Source organism: Bacillus sp. CH_70 (genome assembly GCF_038007045.1).
In the GTDB taxonomy this organism is placed as follows: domain Bacteria; phylum Bacillota; class Bacilli; order Bacillales; family Bacillaceae_G; genus Bacillus_A; species Bacillus_A cereus.
In genome coordinates, this window is record NZ_JBBOWL010000001.1 from 2,368,804 (window position 1) to 2,389,788 (window position 20,985).

Below are 20,985 nucleotides of genomic sequence, written 5' to 3' on the forward strand. Positions count from 1 at the left end.
TTAAGAGCATTACTTTTTAAGGGGATAATGTAAAAAGTAATTGGTAGAGACATAGAAATCTTTGTAATAGAAGCGAATGCCTGATGATATTACTGAGGGAAGGTGCATATTTTCATTGATATGTAAATATGCACCTTTTCTATTGTATATGCAATTTAATAAAGTTAATTTGAGTTTCTGTAACGTTCATATATGAAGCCATTCTTTAAAAAAGGACGTGATTTATCATACAAATTCACGCTGTGAAAATACCAAAGAATATTGAAAGTCATTTGTTTAAGAAACTTAGTAACTTGGTTTCAAATGGGAAGAAAGAGCGAATGAAGCGATTATTAAATTCATGCGACATTAATAGGACCCTGATAGGGGATTTACTAATCCGATCTCTAATCTGCCAAAAGTATAAAATTAATAATGAAGAAATTAGATTTATATATAATGAGTATGGAAAACCTTTTGTTGAAAACTTTTCTGACTTTCATTTTAATGTGTCTCATTCAGGAGAATGGGTGGTTTGTACTACTGCTAATTTTAATGTGGGTATTGATATAGAAAAAGTTTCAGAAATAGAGGCTTTTAAATTAGCAAAAGAATTTTTTTCAGCGGAAGAATTTTATGATATATCTAATATGAATTCTGATGAACAAATTAATTATTTTTATGATTTATGGACATTAAAAGAAAGCTATATAAAAACGATTGGAAAAGGGCTTTATACCCCATTAAATTCATTCTCTATAAAAAAAGAATCACGAACTTCAATTTCATACAAGCATATACCTAAAAACTTTTACTTTAAACAATATAACATTGATTCAAATTATAAGTTATCTGCTTGTGCAACAAGAGATGAATTTCCGCAAGAGATAATAATTAAAGACATTTATACAATTTGCCAAACTATATACAAATTTGAAAGTAAGGAGAAAATCAATGCAGAAGACTAAACTTTTTTGCTTTCCACATGCTGGGGGATCTGCGTTTAACTACGCAAAATGGAAAAATTACTTTAATCCATATATTGAAGTAGTCCCGATAGAATTAGCTGGCAGAGGATATAGAATTGAAGAAAGCTTGTACCAAGGTATGGAAGAGGCCGTAAATGATGCCTACACTAGTATAGTTAAGCAAATAGAAGCTTCGCCGTACATTCTATTCGGGCATAGCATGGGGAGTTTGATTGCCTATGAAGTAGCCAGGAAAATACAGGATTCTAATAACGAATTACCTGAATTTCTTGTTTTGTCCGGTAGAAACCATCCAAATAGTAAAATAAAAAATATCCGATATAATCTTCCTAATGAACAATTTAAAAGAGAAGTTATTGCAATGGGAGGTACACCATCTGGGGTACTTCAATCAGAAGAATTAATGGAGATTTTTCTCCCTATTTTAAGAGCAGATTTTAAGATTGTCGAGACATACATTCATGATAATAATATACAACCATGTGATATTGATTTTCTTATATTTAATGGGAAAAATGATGAATTTACTACATATGATCAAGTAATAAAATGGAAGCAATATACAAGTAAAACGTGTACTTTTCATTCTTTTGAAGGTAGTCATTTCTTTCTAAATGAAAATATTGAAGAAATAGCAAAGAGTATTATAGGAAAGTTAAATTCTAAAAGATTATCAACTAGTTTTTAGAGGTTTTCTTTCATCATCAGACAGTCGTTGGATAACTGGTGAGTTAATTGATGCAATTTGTGGATCTTGCTTATAATGCTAATTGTAAGTATTATGTACTTTAAAACCAAAACTTTCTCAATTTAATGTTGAGAAAGTTTTGGTTTTTATTATTCTAGTAGTAATCACTTTTTAAAGTTATAGAAATTTAAAAATAAAGTATTGTATACATGTAAGTATGATTAAAAATGAAAAGTTGTAAATGCTAAATTTAATTAAATACGCCTTACTCTCTTTAACATTGGCCTGAATGAATAGTTTATAGGAGATTACACTGGCTAAAGATGCGATAATTGTTCCAAGCCCTCCAATATTTACTCCTAGTAATAAAGCTTTCCAATCAGAAGTAAAGTTTGATAGAAGAATTGAAGTAGGAAAATTGCTAATCAATTGACTCAAAAATATGGAACTAAAGAAGACTGAAGTATCTCCTCTTAAATTAGCGCGAGCAAATGTCTCCAGCGCATCCGAATGGGAAATGTTTCCGATAAAAATAAAAAAACCGACAAAGGTTATTAGAAGAAAGTAATCGATCTTAAAAAGTAAGTTTCTATCTAACGTAAATGCAGCTATCAATGTGACTATTAGCGCAATGTAATAATTAATGACACCAAAAATAGATGCAATGATAGTGATAAGTATCAAAATCCAGACGGTAGCTTTTTTTCGATTTTTCACGGTAATTACAGGTAGTTCTATTTTCAAATCTGTTTTTTGAAGTTTTTGAGTAAATATAAATAACAAACTGATTCCAAGTACAGCTAAAAGCAGGATTGAACCTAAAAATGGGATGAGCTTAATTCCATAGTAAGAATATAGATATAAATTTTGTGGGTTTCCCATAGGCATCAAGCTACTGCCGATGTTTGCCGCAATTGTCTGCAGGATGATTGTATCCATCATGTTCATTTTTGTTTTTTTACTAATGACAAGTGTTATTGGTACAAAAGTGAGGAGGGCGACATCATTTGTTACAACCATGGAGCAAATAAAGCATAACAAAATTAGAATAATAGATATTGACCTGCTGTTATTGCATTTATTTAAAATCACAACGGCAAGTTTGTCTAATATCTTTAGCTGTTCAAAGGCCTTAATGGCCACCATTAGATTAAATAAGCTAATTAACACTTCAAAGTTAATATATTCGATCTTTGGTGAATGTATTAAGCAGCTTACAATTGCTAGTATCAGTGAAATGGTAAGTATTAAATCCTTTTTTAAAAATTTGAATTTCATAAGGAGTCTTTTTTTATTTTGAACGAATACTATTTCTTTCACAATACACCACCTGTAATCTATGTTAGTAGAATGAAAAGCAAAGGAAATATACATTTAATGATAGATATTCAACAAATCCTCTTATATTGCAATAAAATTAATAGCTTTTCTTATCAATTGGTTGTTCTAAAATTTGAAACTTAAATGGAATCATATTAATAACGTTTTCAAAAAAATAATAATATGAGTAGTTTTTTATTTGTGGAGCTGTCAAAATCATATTTTTGGATAACTCGATATTGCTAGAAAAGAGGATGACATAAGGTTCTAAATAAGAGTTTTGTAATGTTTCATCCCTTCAACAAAATCCTTTTTTGCTAAGTGTCTGTAATGTTGTAAATATGTGCAATATAGAGGAATCCCACTAGGGGGATTAATTGATAAAACAAATGTTTTTTGTATGATACCATAAATAAATTAAATGTTTTATTTTTTAAATATTCTTATAACATTTCGTTGATTCTTGATTTCAAATCCTTTATATGAACTTCTAAAAGAGAAAAGTATGCATGTTTTTATGAAGAAAATAGAGGCTTGTCAAAGGTTAGGTAGAACGGAATCTGCGACGTTTGGATACTGTATAAAATTCACAAAATCTCAGTGTTTTTTAGATGAAAAAAGACTTAAAATATTTTTTGTTTTTATAAAAATCTGTACTTTTTCGTAACATTCTGTACTTTTAATTATAAATTAAAGACAAGGTTTTCTTAGTTGAATAGTGAAAGCGCTTTATAGATTTTTCGCGAAGTTTTTACCTAGCCTATTTTTGAGATTAGTAGTGAGAAAAGAGATATTTCCATGTTCTTGAGACAATTAACAAAAAAACACTTAATCACTATTGATTATTATGATTTAAATCACCGGTAAACGAAACAAACATAATAGTACAACAATGTTAGTGGATAAAAATATTAGTTTGCAGAAAGGGGTAGAGCATCCGTTTGTATAAGCGTTAAGTACTTCAAAATTTCAGTTTTACGGTTACATGTTGTGATGTTTGCTTAAACAGGCCAATCCGATTAATATAGAAAATTTTTATCCTTGTTGTATTTGAATATGAAAGAGGTATTTGTACCAGGAAATATAGGTGATTTTATATAGATTATGATATACAAATTTTGGCATGGAGTGATGGTATGGAAAGGCTTTTTGTAGACTTAGTCGGATCAACAAATGATTTTTTATGGTCTAAATTGTTAATTATTATGCTTGTTATTTGCGGAATTTATTTTACATTTAAATTGAATTTTGTACAGTTTCGAATGTTAAAAGAGATGGTCCGTGTATTAATGGAGGGGAAAAGTGGTTCTAAAGATCAAATCTCTCCTTTTCAAGCGTTTTGTATTGGTATGGCAGCCCGCGTTGGAACAGGGAATATCACAGGAATTGCGATTGCAATTGCATTAGGTGGTCCTGGAGCTGTATTTTGGATGTGGATTATTTCTATTATTAGCTCGGCCTCCAGTTTTGTCGAAAGCACATTAGCACAGATATATAAAGTAAAAGATAAAACTGGTTTCCGCGGTGGTCCATCCTATTATATGGAAAAAGGGTTGAATAAACGTTGGATGGGAGTATTATTCTCTATTTTAATCACAATTACTTTTGGTCTTGTATTCAATTCAGTACAATCAAATACAGTTACAATTGCTTTTCAAAACTCATTTGGTACAGATCGTCTAACAGTTGGGATAATCATGGCCATTGCTTTCGCTGCGATTATTTTTGGTGGTGTACAACGTATTGCAAAAATGGCTGAATACAAGGTGGTATTTTTAGCGGTATTATACATTGGAGTTGCATTATTTGTTGTAGTTACCAACATATCAAAAATGCCGGAAGTTCTTTCTCTTATTGTTCAAAACGCATTTGGTTTTAAACAAATAGCAGGCGGTTCAATTGGTGCAGCACTTATGAATGGAGTTAAACGTGGTTTATTTTCAAATGAAGCTGGTATGGGAAGTGCACCAAACGTTGCCGCAACAGCAACAACAAGTCATCCGGTGAAACAAGGACTGATTCAAGCATTTGGTGTATTAACGGATACACTGATCATTTGTACTAGCACTGCCTTTATTATTTTGCTGTCTGATGCATATAAACAACCGGGGTTAAATGGTATTGCACTTACACAAGCAGCATTAAGTGAACACATAGGTCCTTGGGCATCGGGTTGTCTTGCTATCTTTGTTTTTTTATTTGGATTTGGTGCGTTAATTGGCAACTATTATTATGGTGAAACAAATATTCGCTTCTTACATACAAGTAAAGTGTGGTTAATGATATACAGAATAAGTGTGTTGGCTATGATTGTATTTGGTTCTGTTGCAAAGATTCAAATTGTATGGGATTTAGCGGACTTATTTATGGGCTTTATGGTTATTATTAATTTAATTGCTATTACCTTACTTTCAAAAGTAGCATTTGCGGCGTTACAAGATTATATAAACCAGAAAAAAGCTGGTAAAGATCCTATTTTTTATAAAGAAAACATTAAAGGACTTGAAAATATTGAATGTTGGGATAGTTATGAGAAAACTTCAAAAAAGAAAAGTGTGTAATAAGAAGGATATTCAGACTGCAATATGTCTGAATATTTTTCTTGGTTCTAGTGCAAATAGTATTGATTATAGTAAAGAAAAAATCATTCTATATAAAGTTAATAGTACGGGGGAATATGATTAAATGATAAAGGATTCTAGCGTTCAAGTTGAGGGTCAAGAAAAAGTTTGCTTAGATCAATGGGTAGCTCATTATCGAACGTATGCAGCTAAGGGACGAAGCGCCAGTTATATTCCTGCTCTGGGGGAAATAAATGTATCGCAGTTAGGTATTTGTATAGTAAAGCCAGATGGAACAATGATAAAATCAGGAGATTGGGAGATACCTTTCACATTACAAAGTATATCAAAAGTAATCGGTTTTATAGCCGCTTGTTTAAGTCGCGGTATTTCTTATGTATTAGAACGAGTTGACGTAGAGCCAACTGGAGATGCCTTTAATTCAATTATTCGTTTAGAGATACATAAACCAGGAAAACCTTTTAATCCTATGATTAATGCTGGAGCAATTACGATAGCTTCACTTTTGCCAGGAACATCGGTGCAAGAAAAATTAGAATCTCTATACGTATTAATTGAAAAAATGATAGAGAAGCGTCCCGCTATTAATGAAATAGTATTTCAATCAGAATGGGAAACGGCTCATCGTAATAGAGCATTAGCATACTATTTAAAGGAGAATGGTTTTCTAGAATCAGATGTGGAGGAGACACTAGAGGTTTACCTAAAACAATGTTCGATTGAAATAAATACAGAAGATATTGCCTTAATAGGGCTTATACTAGCACATGATGGATATCATCCTATTCGCAAAGAACAAGTGCTCCCTAAAGAAGTAGCTAGGTTAACAAAAGCTTTAATGCTTACTTGTGGAATGTACAATGCTTCCGGAAAATTTGCTGCTTTCATTGGATTACCAGCTAAGAGTGGGGTATCGGGCGGAATTATGACACTTGTTCCCTCAAAATCTAGGAAGGATTTATCGTTTCAAGATGGATGTGGTATTGGTATTTACGGACCAGCCATTGATGAGTATGGGAATAGTTTACCAGGAATTATGTTGTTGGAACATATTGCAAAAGAATGGGATTTAAGTATATTTTAAAAAGGAGCACAGATATTTTGGTGTTAGAGCGAGTCCAAAAGTGTTCAGACCTTATATTGTGTCTGAACATTTTTGAGTTATAAAGTATCTTTCTAAAGTAGAAGGGTGTAATGAATACTCACAATCTATAATGCTTTCGTTTATATCTTATTTATCAGTTTTTGAAAAAAATAGAGTAAGTATTGTATTAATGCAAATAGGTTTGTATACTGACTGTTAGGCGAAAGTGAGAAGTGATTATTTTGAATCTTAGTAATTTAGTAAAAAAAGACATCTATATTCTCGTTTTAATGATACTTACAGTACCCTTAGTAGGTGAAATAAAGTCATTTCCTTTAAATGAAACATTTAGAATGAGCTTTGGCGCACCAACATTTTTCTTTTTTTTGTTATTGTTTCGACGAATTCCAGCATTTTTACCGGGTTTTTTAACAGCGATAGTCGTGGTAGTATTTCGTATCTCAATGGATGTCATTATAAAGGGAAATATGGATTGGCTAGCCGCTTTTCATACTCACTATCCTAGTTTTTTCTTTTATTTTACTTATTCGTATCTCTTTCATTTAGCAAAAATCAAACGTTTTTATCATCAACCACTAATGATTGGTTTTATTGGTTGCATGATTGAAATACTGTCAGACTGTGTGGAATTAATGATTCAATATTTCGTATTAAAAACATCGATCACATCCGAGGCAATAAATGAGATCATTGTTATCGCATGTTCCCATAGTTTTATAGTTCTAAGCTTTTTCAATATGATGAAATTGTATGAAGCGCAATCAAGGGAGAGACATATAAAGAAGCAAAATGAACACATGCTCATGCTCATCTCTAATTTATATGAAGATGCTGTTCATTTAAAGAAAACATTACAAGATGCTGAGAATATAACAAAAAAATCCTATGATTTATATAAAACCTTAGACTCCTTTGAGCACAAACAGATGGATTTTCAGTTTGAGGATTTAAGGCAACAGGCATTACAAATTGCTGGTGAGGTCCATGACGTTAAAAAGGATAACCAACGTATTTTTGCGGGACTTTCAAAATTAATTTCTGATGAAAGTTTTACAGATTATATGTCTGTGCATGAACTAGTAAATATCATTATACGGGCAAATACGAAATATGCACGGTTGCTAGAGAAAGACATCCAATTTGTGTATAAAATTGATGGTGTGCATCCTCATTATCATATTTACACAATCTTATCTATTATAAATAATATCGTTACAAACGCTGTAGAAGCTATCCAAGGTATGGGAACCATCACAATTGACATTAATAAAGACCACCATTTTGTTGAATTTCAAATAGGCGATAATGGTCCTGGTATTTCTTCAAAATATAAAGATTCAATTTTTGAGCCTGGGTTTACTTCTAAATATGATGATTTAGGCAACCCATCGACAGGTATCGGATTATCGTATGTTAAAGAAATGGTCGAACAACTTGAAGGTGATGTTACGCTTGAGGACAGAACCGAAGGAAAAGGATCAATTTTTATAATTAGATTAGGGATTGATCATATAATTTCGAAAGGGTGATTCTATGTATTTTTATATAGTAGATGATGAAAAAGCGGTTCGCTCAATGTTGGCTCAAATTATCGAGGATGAAGATCTTGGGGAGGTTATAGGAGAAGCTGAGGATGGTTTATCTTTAGAGCAACAAATGGTAATCCTTAAAAATATAGACATTTTATTTATCGATTTGTTAATGCCGAATCAAGATGGAATAAAAACAATTCGTCAAATAAAGCCTTCGTTTAAAGGGAAAATCATCATGGTCTCTCAAGTAGAATCAAAAGAATTAATTGCTGAAGCTTATTCGCTTGGTGTTGAATACTATATTATTAAGCCAATTAATCGGATTGAAGTATTAACAGTTGTTCGGAAAGTCATTGAACGAATTCGTTTGGAAAAATCAATAAAAAACATTCAAGAATCGCTTAATATGGTACTAAAATTGGATAGTAATTTAAGTACGCAAGAAAAATACCGTAGTGAAAAACATTTAAATACTTTCAATCATTTTCAAAATTCCATTCATTTTCTTTTGTCTGAATTAGGAATAGCCAGTGAAAGTGGAAGTAAAGATTTAATGGATATGCTAGATTATTTATATAAATATGAACAAGATAACAAGTTGGAACAAGGCTTTCCCTCACTAAAAGAGATTTTTATGAATTTGGCTCAAAAAAAACTTGGGGATTCAGCTGAAGATGCCGAATTAAAAAGGTTCATAGAAGCTTCCAAACAACGGATTCGGAGAGCAATTTATCAATCATTAAACCATTTAGCATCCCTTGGACTTACTGATTTTTTAAACCCGAAGTTCGAAAATTATGCTTCTAGATTTTTTGATTTTACTACCGTAAGGAGAAAGATGACAGAATTGAATAATGAACCAACATTACCTGCTCGTATTGATACGAAAAAATTTATTCAAGTTCTTTATTTTGAAGCAAAACGAATACACCTGGAGTTAAGATGATAAACTCTTGCTAATAATTATTTTCAATTGATAGATTGATAATAATTTTTCTTTTTATTCTCTTTTATTTCATATTAGTTTTAAAATCAGAAAATTCCGTATCAATTCGGTAGAAGTGTATGAACTTAGAACAAAAGAATATGTATTTTTTATTTTTTTAAACATTAATATTCATTAAAAAAAACGAGTATTTTCACAATAAAATATAAATACATAGTAAGTTGAATTTAAAAAAAGATGCTATCTTCTAGCATCTTTTTTTCTTTAAGAGGAAATATCATTGATCCTTATATTATTTGAAATTCAAATGCGGGCATATAAATAAGGGAAAAGGAGATAATATTTAACAAATTATAATTGGAAATGGTATTTTAGGTCAGAAATGTTTTTATACTAATTAGGTTATTGGTACTAAATAAGCATAATGTCTCGCTTTTCTGCTCTTTAATCTTATAGTTATTTTTTATTAAGTACATATCGTTTTTTAGAAATCTCAATCCTAGCAGAGTATATAAATTGGGTGATAAAAATGTGGAACGTAATTACTTCTTATCTTCCAGATTGGAAAGTCTTTGTACAAGCTTTTATCTTGTTTTTAATTCCGTATACTATCTCAAGATTTTTTCATTGGGTTCGTATGGCAGAGAAAGAGTGGGAAGAATGAGTTGGTGGAAGTCAAGAGACAAACAAGTGAAAAAAAATAATATTCAAAGTAAAACGAAACAAGATCATAAACCATCTCAAAATGCAAACGTTCATTTCACAAATGATTTTGCCTCTAACTTAGAACTTATAAAGCAACAAATCGGACATAATTCTGATGTTCGCTTTCGGAAGTTTAATATTGGACGCACAGATATTCAAGCTGGGATCGTTTTTGTTGATGGTCTATCAGATAAAGAGATAATTGACAAACATATTATGAAATTACTAATGGATGATTTTTCTGATGAATATAAAAATGAATCTTCTTATGTGGAGGGGACTGTTTCAAAAGAATATATTAAAAATAAAGTTCTTACAATTAGTGAAGTAGCAGAAGTCCATTACATAAAAGATTTAATACCCAAAGTATTGATAGGTTCAACAGCTCTTTTAATTGATGGTTTAGCAGATGTGTTTATTCTTGGTACAACAAAAGCAAATAAACGAAACATTGAAGAACCAGTATCGGAGGCATTAGTCAGAGGGCCACGGGTCGGTTTTACTGAAGTATTAAGTGATAATACCTCACTTTTGCGAAGACATTGTGCGGATGAGAGCTTATCATTAGTAAAGCTACCAGTAGGAGAACGTGCAAAGAAAGAGTTAGTTGTCGCATTTATTAAAGATCTTGCTAGTACAGAATTGGTGGATGAAATAAAAAACAGAATTCAGAAAATTGACATAGACAGTGTACTCGAATCTGGTTATATAGAGCAACTCATTGAAGATAATTATCTCAGTCCCTTTCCGCAGATTCAAAATACAGAACGACCTGATCGTGTTATTAGTGCTTTGATGGAAGGTCGAGTAGCTATTTTGTTAGATGGAACACCATTTGTTTTAATTGCTCCAGTTACATTTAGTATGCTGCTGCAATCACCAGAAGATTATTATGAAAGGTGGCTTCCTGGTACGCTTCTCCGCTTATTACGCTTCATGACAGCTTTTGTTTCATTATTTGCTCCAGCACTGTATATTTCTTTTATTTCATTTCATCCAGGATTAATTCCCACTAAGCTCGCTATTTCTATTATCGGATCGCGAGAAGGAGTTCCTTTTCCCGCTTTAATAGAAGCGTTAATTATGGAAGTAGCTATCGAAGTTTTGCGAGAAGCAGGTTTACGTCTGCCTAAACCGATTGGACCTGCAATGGGAATTGTGGGCGGTTTAATAATTGGTCAGGCTGCCGTAGAAGCAGGAATTGTTAGTCCAATAATGGTTATCGTTGTTGCGGTAACAGCTATTTCTTCTTTTACTATTCCGCAATATAGTGTGGGAATTACGTTACGCATTCTTCGTTTTGTAGCTATGTTTTGTGCTGCGATATTTGGCTTGTATGGTGTTATTCTCTTCTTTCTTTTACTTTGCAGTCATTTAGTGAAACTGAAAAGTTTTGGCGTTCCTTATACTAGCCCTGCTGTTCCGTATCGATTTAGTGACTGGAAAGATTTTATGGTTCGCATGCCATTAAAAATAATGAGACGTCGACCGAAAATAATGCATACCAAAAAAACTATCCGCAAAAGGTAGCTGATGACGAAAGGAAGTGGCCTTCAGTGATTACGAAACCTAAAGACCGAATAACAACTTCGCAAGCAGTTGTTATTATTGTAAATTACATACTTGGGACAGGAATTCTCACTTTGCCTAGAGCATCTGTGGAAAAAGTAAAAACACCAGATGTATGGCTAAGTGTTATATTAGGTGGGATACTCGCAATGGTTTCAGGAGTAATTATGGTCAAATTAAGTCAGCAGTTTCCAAATAAAACATTTTATCAATACAGTCAAGATATTGTAGGGAAATGGATAGGCAGGTTGCTTAGTTTTCTTATTATAGGGTATTTTCTTACAACTTCAGCATTTCAAATTCGTTCAATGGCAGAAGTAATAAGCTTTTTTTTGCTAGAAGGAACCCCCACATGGGCTATTGTTATGCCTTTTATGTGGATAGGTCTCTATTTGATTATGAGTGGTATTAATTCAATTGCACGGATGTTTGAAATAATATTTCCTATTACTGTTTTTATTTTTTTAATCATTTCCTTTATGAGTATCGGAATATTCGAGATAGATAATCTCCGTCCCGTATTAGGTTTGGGAATTAAACCAGTATTAGATGGGATAAAAACAACGTCTCTCGCATATACAGGTCCTGAAATTATGTTAATTCTTTTGGTATTTATGGAACAACGAAATAAAGCAGTAAAAGCTATTTTAGTTGGAATTTCTATTCCGTTAATCTTTTATGTAATAACTGTTGTAATGGTTATTGGTGCATTATCAATTGATGGAGTTGTAACAAGAACATGGCCGACAATTGACCTTATGCGCAGTTTTGAAATTTCTGGATTGATATTTGAACGTTTTGAATCTTTACTGCTTGTAATATGGATTATGCAAATATTTGCTACCTATACGATTAGTTATTATGCAGCTGCATTAGGATTAGCACAACTCTTTAAAAAGAGTATTCATCCGTTTATTTTTGCTTTAATTCCAATCATTTACATCATTGCTATGACTTCGAAAAATATAAATGACTTGCTTAAATTGGGGGATATGCTCGGTAATGCTGCTTTATTTTTATTTGGTTTACTGCCACTGCTTCTTCTTATTATTACGCGATTAAAAGGAGGAGTAGTGTGAAACATAAATTTAATTATATGCGGTTCTATTTGGCTTTGTTATGGACGCTTTTGCTTCTATTTTTAACAGGATGTTGGAGCAGTAAAGAAGTAGAAGAGTTGAGCTTAACTGCAGGTATAGCACTAGATAAAGGGAAGGATTCAACAATTGAGAAAGAGGATGAGGAAGGAGGTTATCCTAAAAGAAATCTTATAACAGCTACTTATCAAATTGTTAGTTCGCAAGCACAAAGTAAAGGAAATGGACAACAAAAACGTTATATAAATGTTTCTGAGACCGGTGATTCCATTCATCAAATTGTTCGTGAGTTTTCATTGAAAAGAGAGAGCACAATGTTCAGCCCACATTTAAAAAACATTGTTATTAGTGATAGTCTTGTACGTACATACAGTTTAGAACAATTACTTGAACAGTATCTCCGTGACAATGAAGTTCGGCTTAGCTGTATGCTCTTAATTAGCAAGGGTCTAGCGAAGGAGGTACTGGAATCAAACAAAAAAGGAGAAATCCCAGCATTTCGTTTGTCTGGAATTGCAGATAATAGAAATAGAACAACAAGGATTTTACCTCCTGTATCGCTCGCTAAATTGGAAGGAAAGATGCGGTCAGGGTCCAGTTTTCTTTTGCAAAATGTAATCTCGATAAAAGGAGAAACAAAATTTGCAGGAGCTGCTGTAATTAAAGGAAAGACAAAAAAGTTGATGGGCTTTTTAAATGAACAGGAATTGGAAGGAGTAGTATGGATAAACGGAAAAAGGAATGGTGGTGTGGTAAAAACTTTTGATAAAGAATCAAAGAAACTCATTATATACGAAATAAAGTCAATAAAAAGCAAAATCATACCACATGTTAACGGAAATAATATTTCCTTTGATGTAAACATTGAATCAGAAGGGCGTTTGTCTGAAAATTGGATGCAATCAGGAAAAGATTTTGAAAATGAATTTTTAAAAAGGGAAGAAAAAGCTATTGAAAAAGAAGTAAAGCACTTAGTACATCATGTTACAAAAAAAATACAAAAAGAATACCAAGTCGATATTGCGGGTTTTGGCAACCAATTAAGAATTAAACACCCGAGAACATGGGAGAAAGTCAAAAAAAATTGGGATTAAACATTTAGTAAGGTACCGATTAAATATCATATAAATGTAACTATACAAGATTATGGAGCGTCAAGTTTAAAACGGTGAGATACCTTAATTAATATTATATTTGCATCAAAACAAAAAGTTATAAAAGTTTTAATTTGAAAATTTTTGTAACTTTTTGTTTTTTTATGTCCTTCTTATTATAGATTAAAGAAATGATTTTATCCGGCTATTTGCCGGGCAGTAAGACCCCCACCTCAAAATTCAGCGAAAGCAAAGAAGTTATTAGAGGTATATGTAAGCTCTATATAGGAAGGAGAATTTTGAAATTCTATTGATAAACCCAGTAATTGTAATAGCCCTTATTTAGAATAATAATTTCAAAATCAATAAAATTTAGAGTAGAAGGAGCAAGAGCAAATTATTATGAATAAACAAATAGGATTCATCGGATGTGGAAACATGGGTATCGCTATGATAGGTAGGATAATAAAAAAAAATATAGTTTCTCCAGATCAAATAATTTGTTCAGATTTAAACGTCATTAATTTAAAAAATGCTAGTAATGAATATGGCATAACTATAACTACTAACAATAATGAAGTCGCTAACAGTGCTGATATTTTAATTTTATCAATCAAACCAGATTTATACTCATCGGTAATTAACCAAATAAAAGATCAAATAAAAAATGATGTAATCGTTGTAACTATTGCTGCAGGAAAAAGTATTAAGAGCACTGAGAATGAATTTGGTAGAAAGTTAAAGGTTGTTAGAGTAATGCCTAATACACCGGCACTTGTTGGAGAAGGAATGTCTGCGTTATGTTTTAATGAAATGGTTACAGAAAAAGATATAAAAGAGGTACTTAACATATTTAATATTTTCGGCCAGACGGAGGTCGTAAATGAAAAACTAATGGATGTTGTTACATCTATTAGTGGTTCTTCTCCAGCATATGTGTATATGTTTATAGAAGCCATGGCAGATGCTGCTGTACTTGGCGGTATGCCGAGAAAACAAGCTTATAAATTTGCGGCTCAGGCTGTATTAGGTTCTGCAAAAATGGTATTGGAAACAGGAATACATCCAGGTGAATTGAAGGATATGGTTTGTTCTCCAGGTGGAACGACGATAGAAGCTGTAGTAACGCTAGAAGAAAAAGGTTTAAGAACAGCTATCATTTCAGCTATGAAACGTTGTACGCAAAAATCTATGGAAATGTCTAGTTTAACTAGTAAGTGAGAAGCGAATTTATATAATATTTCAAATCTATTTAATGTAAAAGAAATATTATAAGACTATGTAATAACTAAGTAAATTTATATACAACAATAATGAGAAGAGCAAACCTTATTTTAAAGGGGATACAGAGAATATGAGTAAGTTATTAAAAAAGAAATCCGTTACACAATTGTTAGAGCATAATCAAAGCAAGACTTTAACGAAAACATTAGGAGCATTTGATTTAATTATGTTAGGGATAGGCTCGATAGTTGGAACAGGGGTACTTGTGTTAACTGGATTAGTAGCAGCAAGAGATGCTGGTCCAGCAGTTATTTTTTCATTTGTACTTGCAGCAATTATATGTGGATTTATAGCATTATGTTACGCAGAAATTGCTTCCACACTCCCGGCATCTGGTAGTGTATATACGTACTCATATGCAACAATTGGTGAGTTTGTTGCTCATCTAGTAGGTTGGTCATTGCTGTTAATATATATCGTGGCAACAGCGGCTGTCGCTGCTGGATGGACAGGCTATTTCCACAATTTAATAAAGGGGTTTGGATTAGAGATACCTAAAGCTCTAGTAACGATTCCTTCGCATGGTGGTATTGTGAATCTACCAGCAGTAATTATTACATTGATATTGGCATGGATGTTATCTCGTGGTACGAGAGAAAGTAAACGAATCAATAATATAATGGTATTGATTAAAATTGGAATGATTTTGTTGTTTATTACGGTTGGTATATTCTATGTAAAACCAATGAACTGGATACCAATTGCACCATACGGTTTAAGTGGAGTTTTTACGGGTGGAGCAGCTATTTTATTCGCTTTTACGGGTTTTGATATATTAGCAACTTCAGCAGAAGAAGTAAAAGATCCGAAACGTAATCTTCCCATCGGTATTATTGCATCATTAATCATATGTACAATTATTTATGTTATGGTATGCCTTGTTATGACAGGAATGGTTTCCTATAAAGAATTAAATGTTCCTGAGGCAATGGCTTATGTAATGGAAGTTGTAGGACAAGGAAAAGTCGCTGGTGCAATTGCTGCAGGTGCTGTAATTGGCCTTATGGCTGTTATTTTTTCCAATATGTATGCGGCAACACGAGTATTCTTTGCAATGAGTCGTGATGGATTGTTACCGAAATCATTTGCGAAAGTTAATAAGAAAACTGGAGCACCCACTTTTATAACTGGATTAGCAGGAATAGGGAGCTCTATAATAGCTGGGTTTATTGATTTGAAAGAATTAGTTAATTTAGTTAATATCGGTAGTTTGGTGACGTTTGCGTTAGTTTGTCTATCAGTTATTATCCTTCGTAAATCACATCCAAATTTAAAACGTGGATTTATGGTACCTTTTGTACCTGTATTACCATGCGTTGCAATTGTATGCTGTGTGTTTTTAATGCTAAATTTACCGTTAAGGACATGGGTGTACTTTAGTATTTGGATTACTATTGGGGTAGTAGTATATTTCCTTTATTCGATAAAATACAGTAATTTAAATGAGGAAACGATCTCGAAATTACATGATAAAATTGCGAGATAATAACGATCGAAAATTTTATTAATAATCATATTGATAGTTGAGTAACATAGAAACAGTTTTTTGACATTTAGCAAGAGATAAAATAAGAGATGCTAGGGCAGCTAAGTACTTTTTTAGAAACCTTGCTTGTTTTTTACGATTTAACACTGCTAAGGAGAGAGAAGTATGAGTGAATTGCATTTTATGAGTATAGAAGAATTGGATAATAAATTGAAAAAATCTGACAGTGGTATTTATTTCATTAAAGACTATAATGACAATATTATTTATGTAGGCAAGGCTTTTAGTATAAAAAGTAGAGTATTAGCTCATTTTAATAGTTATTCCAATATTGAGGAATATGTACATTTATTTAATAAAGTAGCGTATCTCATTGAAGATAGTTTGTTAAAACGCTCTTTGTTACAAGTTACTTATATGATTAAATATAAACCAGTATTAAACAAAGAAGTACAAAAAGAATTCCCAGAGTTGTATACTCAATACATTAAGCAGACAAATAAAAAATCTATGTTGTTAGAAATTGATAAAGCTAAAGAAAAAGGGGATGAGTTAAAGAATAAATTAGTAAAATTAGTGGGTGGAAAAACTATGTTTTATGACATAATTTCTCTGTTAAACAATGGATATAACTATCATATCCTCGCAAAAGTATTGAGCATAGAACTTCAAACTTTAATTATAATGAAAGAATACCGAAAAAAATTCCCGATACCACATAATTATAAGAGGACAATAAAACATCAAGATATAATGTATGCTTTATCTGGAAAAAAGAATTTAAGTACTTCAAGGTTAAACACTTAACTTTAAAGTAGTAAATTCGTAGCTTTTGTAGCTTTTATTGTTATATTGAAATGCAATGTACATTTGTGTTTCAAATTTAATTGGTGGAATAAGGGGAGGGAAAGGGTTCCTATAAAAATACTGGAATAAATTAGGTTGCTCATGCGAAAGTAATACAAATGAAATTCTTATTTCTGCTACTACAAGTACTATTGAGCAAATGAATTATGAAAGTGCTTTTGAACTAGGTCACACTGGGACCTGATACATCACATCATCTGCAAATGGTTCGGATCGTTGGAGAGATTACAAAACGCTTAGTTTGAATGGCTGAAAAACAGTTAACAGGTCAATACAGACTACACTAAGAAAATAATCCGTATATATACGGATTATTTTTCCTTTAATTTACAAAAAAATAAATTTCTAAATTGAAAAAACCTCTCAGATTCCTTTGTAATAATCTTTTTTAGTTGTGCTAATGACATAGGTATCGAAAGGTGATAAATTCGATACGAACGATGTATAAGCCTTTAAAAGGATTTTGGTGTTATTTATAATTTTAATTCCATAATACTTAAGCCGATATAATAAAATGTTTTATGTCTAAATCGATATAAAGGAATAGTTTTTAAGTGATATTTCTTTTTTATAGAATAAGTAAAACCTGATATTGTAGTAATTATTGTTTTGAGGTCAATTTACTGTGCACCTTGGTTATTGAAGTTGTTTGTTGATTAACAACTATTGTATTTGGAAATTAATAATAAGTTTATCTCGCTGTTTGCTGGGCAGTATGACCCCCACCTCAAAATTCAGCGGAAGCAAAGAAGTTAGGTGGGGGATCAACTGTCCGTAAAAGCCCGATTGGTGTGGGCTAATAATCAGTGGGGATGAACAAAACCCCCACTGATTAAAGTTTCACTTTATGTGATGCGGTAATAAAACTATCTAGTTTGCTATTTTTAGTATTTGTAAAGTCTATATATTTTCCTCTTTTGTGGAAAGTAAAACTAATGTTGCGACCAGTAATATAGTGTCATTTTTTTGAATATTCCATTCGTTTTTTTATGTTTAGTTGAGTACTTGAATTTCCTCCACCTTGTACTTTTCAAAGCATAGTGCTTCAAAAATAACCGTATCGCTTTCATCTGTATCCAATTTCACAACTTCTTTATTATCTTTTTTTAAAATTTGGAGCAAAATAGTTTTTCAGTTTCATATTTAAATTAGCAGTATTTATTTTTTTGAATTCAATTTGTATAAGTGATTGAATTGGAACTTTGACTGTTGTTTCTTGCGGTGGTACAGTATCTCCTGTTACTTTCGCTGTATTTTAAATCTTTTTCCAGCTTGGTCCTCGCATTGACTACCACTGTATTTTGTAGTACTTCACTGTTTTCTCAAGTTCAATAATTATATCTTGTAGAATTAAGAAAAGAACTTAACTTATTTCATTTACTTATCTACTCTGATGTTTAGATGCTAACTACAATTAAATAATATATGATTTTTATAAAAAAGATATAGTAATATTTTGTTGTGAATTGTACTAATTTGATATTTTATAGTATTATTTGTCGTGAATTATATCTAACAGAATATATTTTATGGATCTATAAAGGAGAATGTAATGAATACTTCTATCGATATACAACACTTGTGTGATCTTGCACATAAAGCATTTAATGCCCCTGTACATATTTTATCTGCAGACAGAAAAATTTTATATCATTCTACATCTGATAATGTTTGTAGTCCTTTTTATTCTTCAAAAGAAGAACATCTTAGTGATATTTATCAAGAAAACGATCCCTTTAACTTGCCACTTTTTCGAAGTAACAACTATCTTGAAAATTTTGTTCTAATTCATATAGAAAATCATGATGATATTAAAGGGACTATTATAATCGGTCCTACTATACATCCAAAAGATTCAGATGATATGATCATAAAATTTCAGAAAGAATTTAAATCAAATGATAACATTCAAGAAAGACTTGCCTATTATCAGTGTTTATCTGAGATTAAAAAAACTACATTAATTGATATGGGAATTTTATTACATTACATGATTTTCAATGAAAAGTTAGATGTAGATATTGTCTTGGAAAAAAATAAAGTACTAGAGGAAATTCCTAATAAAAATGTGAAACCTGATTTATATATTTTAAAACGCCGACAAAACAAACCTAAAACGCACAATATGGCATTAGTAAATGATTTCTTTTCGACTATTAAAGAAGGCAATAAAAAAAGTTAATACAGTATATGTATGCGGTTTCGCAAGAAGATGTTGAACTTATGCTAATAGAGGATCCGCTCAGGAATCAAAAAAACCTTGGAATTATTGCGATTACCTTAGCCACTCGATATGCAATAGAAGGAAACCTGCCACCAGATATTGCTTTTGCTCATAGTATTTTATATATACAAACCCTGGAACAATTAGATAATGTAGAATCTGTAAAGCGATTGTCAGGGGATGCTTTACGTACTTTTGCAGATCGTGTGAAAGAATACAATGCAAAAAAGTATTCTTACGCGGTTACTACATGTATAAAACATATTAATAAAAATGTTTACGATGGAATATCTCTGAATGAACTTGCTAATCATTTAGAAATTACGCCTACTTATCTGTCTAAACTATTTAAAAAAGAAATGGGAATTACTTTAAGCGAATATATTCAAAGGGAACGAGTGGAAGAAGCAAAAAAATTATTAACACTCACTACTTATTCGTTATCAGATATCTGTGCGTGGCTTAACTTTAATGACCAAAGTTATTTTATAAGAGTTTTCAAAAAAATCACTAGCATGACTCCCAGGCAGTACCGTGAAAAATATACAGTAATATAAGCTTGTTATCTGCTGTCTCCAATGTAAAGACTTAAACATGGGTATAAGTATCCCAAAAATGAAAATTCACTAACCATTATTTTGCTAAAGGAAACAAAAAGATAGAAGGCTGCAAAGTGCTCCAAGGAAACTTTGTAGCTTTTTTGTCATTTAAAACCTACGTTTATAACGAAGATAAGTTTATAGACTAATATCTTCATATTAGATATTTATTAATAATGATATTAGGATGTTTTGTAAAAAGATCAACAATATAACATATATTACTAAATATATCTACATTTTATGCAATTATACATAACTAAATAAAGGTAAAAAAGTATAAAAAGACCTATTATATTATTCTATAAGTATTTTTTCTAAAATAAAATTTCTTGGTTGAGCGAAAATAGTTATTTTTAACCGTATACACATTAATTTGTAATCATTACAATTACAGAAATGAAATTTATGAATAACTATATTTATATAATTTTTTCCGGGGCATATTTTTATTTAACAGTAAATTATCGAGCTTAATCGACAAAATTTTTCTATTTACGCATTAAAAATTTAATGTTTTAATGAACAACATAACTGGTATGACCAGATAGAAAGGAGAAGGTTACGCTAATAGGAATTATAGTGAAGTTGTAAGTAACATTATGTCGTTAATAATATTCTAAATAGTAAATTTATTCACAAGAGGTCAAGAATCAAATTTGTAATAAACGTGTTCTAAGTTTCTGCATAACAAAAGTGAAGTTATTCCGCAATAAAAGTATAAGCGATGTACAGTATAATTTTACCTTTTGTAGTCTAGTAAGGAGTTTGCTGATAAAACTAAGAGTAATATTATTAAATTTAAATTAAACAATGTTATGGCAAGATTAACTGTAAGCATTGGTTTATTGATTCTCGCGGTTCTGTAAGTTTAACCGCAATTCTAGGGAAGAATTACACATTTACTATTCATAGGGTG

14 protein-coding genes and 4 pseudogenes are annotated in these 20,985 nt (G+C 31.4%); 16 read left to right on the plus strand and 2 right to left on the minus strand.

The features are described from left to right. Nucleotides 1–242 precede the first annotated feature (242 nt). The 3 genes and pseudogenes from N2V79_RS12040 to N2V79_RS12050 all read left to right on the plus strand — a co-directional run. Complete coding sequence (locus tag N2V79_RS12040; RefSeq protein WP_071729972.1) at nucleotides 243–947, plus strand: 4'-phosphopantetheinyl transferase family protein; 705 nt, start codon at nucleotides 243–245, stop codon at nucleotides 945–947. After that, nucleotides 934–1,656, plus strand: a complete 723-nt coding sequence (locus N2V79_RS12045) for a thioesterase II family protein (protein WP_340719897.1) — start codon at nucleotides 934–936, stop codon at nucleotides 1,654–1,656. Before N2V79_RS12040 ends, N2V79_RS12045 begins: the two co-directional genes overlap by 14 nt. 1 nt (nucleotide 1,657) lies before the next feature. Then, nucleotides 1,658–1,732: pseudogene (locus N2V79_RS12050) on the plus strand (short-chain dehydrogenase); the annotation flags it as partial. Nucleotides 1,733–1,833: 101 nt separating this feature from the next. On the opposite strand, the gene N2V79_RS12055 reads toward N2V79_RS12050, so the two are convergent. Beyond that, nucleotides 1,834–2,976 (minus strand): anion transporter, encoded by a 1,143-nt coding sequence (locus tag N2V79_RS12055; RefSeq protein WP_063547301.1) that lies wholly within the window; start codon nucleotides 2,974–2,976, stop codon nucleotides 1,834–1,836. Between the two features lie 1,136 nt (nucleotides 2,977–4,112). On the opposite strand from N2V79_RS12055, the gene N2V79_RS12060 reads away from it, so the two are divergent. The 12 genes and pseudogenes from N2V79_RS12060 (at nucleotide 4,113) to N2V79_RS12115 (ending at nucleotide 17,488) form a co-directional block, all read left to right on the plus strand. Beyond that, a complete protein-coding gene (locus tag N2V79_RS12060; protein ID WP_065382360.1) occupies nucleotides 4,113–5,537 on the plus strand; it encodes an alanine/glycine:cation symporter family protein in 1,425 nt (474 codons plus the stop codon). 124 nt (nucleotides 5,538–5,661) lie between these two features. Then, complete coding sequence (gene glsA, locus N2V79_RS12065; RefSeq protein WP_000588656.1) at nucleotides 5,662–6,642, plus strand: glutaminase GlsA; 981 nt, start codon at nucleotides 5,662–5,664, stop codon at nucleotides 6,640–6,642. A gap of 233 nt (nucleotides 6,643–6,875) precedes the next feature. Then, entirely contained in the window at nucleotides 6,876–8,192 is a 1,317-nt protein-coding gene (locus tag N2V79_RS12070; protein WP_000584790.1) for a sensor histidine kinase, read from the plus strand. A gap of 4 nt (nucleotides 8,193–8,196) precedes the next feature. Continuing rightward, nucleotides 8,197–9,141, plus strand: a complete 945-nt coding sequence (locus tag N2V79_RS12075) for a response regulator (protein WP_197241707.1) — start codon at nucleotides 8,197–8,199, stop codon at nucleotides 9,139–9,141. Between the two features lie 529 nt (nucleotides 9,142–9,670). Beyond that, complete coding sequence (locus N2V79_RS12080; RefSeq protein WP_000267389.1) at nucleotides 9,671–9,805, plus strand: hypothetical protein; 135 nt, start codon at nucleotides 9,671–9,673, stop codon at nucleotides 9,803–9,805. Further along, on the plus strand, nucleotides 9,802–11,376 hold the full coding sequence (locus N2V79_RS12085; RefSeq protein ID WP_000119220.1) for a spore germination protein: 1,575 nt from the start codon (nucleotides 9,802–9,804) through the stop codon (nucleotides 11,374–11,376). The genes N2V79_RS12080 and N2V79_RS12085 overlap by 4 nt, the downstream gene beginning before the upstream one ends. Nucleotides 11,377–11,402: 26 nt before the next feature. Beyond that, on the plus strand, nucleotides 11,403–12,494 hold the full coding sequence (locus N2V79_RS12090) for a spore germination protein (RefSeq protein ID WP_089171015.1): 1,092 nt from the start codon (nucleotides 11,403–11,405) through the stop codon (nucleotides 12,492–12,494). Further along, nucleotides 12,491–13,684: pseudogene (locus N2V79_RS12095) on the plus strand (Ger(x)C family spore germination protein). The gene N2V79_RS12090 and the pseudogene N2V79_RS12095 overlap by 4 nt, the downstream one beginning before the upstream one ends. A 324-nt stretch (nucleotides 13,685–14,008) precedes the next feature. Further along, nucleotides 14,009–14,827: a pyrroline-5-carboxylate reductase gene (gene proC, locus N2V79_RS12100; RefSeq protein ID WP_340719898.1), complete on the plus strand. Its 819-nt coding sequence runs from the start codon at nucleotides 14,009–14,011 to the stop codon at nucleotides 14,825–14,827. Nucleotides 14,828–14,960: 133 nt separating this feature from the next. Beyond that, nucleotides 14,961–16,376 carry an amino acid permease gene (locus N2V79_RS12105; protein ID WP_053564473.1) on the plus strand — a complete coding sequence of 472 codons (1,416 nt, stop codon included), beginning with the start codon at nucleotides 14,961–14,963 and terminating at the stop codon, nucleotides 16,374–16,376. Nucleotides 16,377–16,541: 165 nt separating this feature from the next. Beyond that, nucleotides 16,542–17,183, plus strand: a complete 642-nt coding sequence (locus tag N2V79_RS12110) for an excinuclease ABC subunit C (protein WP_001292163.1) — start codon at nucleotides 16,542–16,544, stop codon at nucleotides 17,181–17,183. Between the two features lie 163 nt (nucleotides 17,184–17,346). Continuing rightward, nucleotides 17,347–17,488: pseudogene (locus N2V79_RS12115) on the plus strand (spore protein). 748 nt (nucleotides 17,489–18,236) lie between these two features. Here the strand turns inward: N2V79_RS12115 and N2V79_RS12120 are convergent. After that, nucleotides 18,237–18,365 carry a peptidase gene (locus N2V79_RS12120; protein ID WP_082188028.1) on the minus strand — a complete coding sequence of 43 codons (129 nt, stop codon included), beginning with the start codon at nucleotides 18,363–18,365 and terminating at the stop codon, nucleotides 18,237–18,239. 430 nt (nucleotides 18,366–18,795) lie between these two features. On the opposite strand from N2V79_RS12120, the pseudogene N2V79_RS12125 reads away from it, so the two are divergent. After that, nucleotides 18,796–20,024: pseudogene (locus N2V79_RS12125) on the plus strand (helix-turn-helix domain-containing protein). The last annotated feature ends 961 nt before the right edge of the window (nucleotides 20,025–20,985 follow it).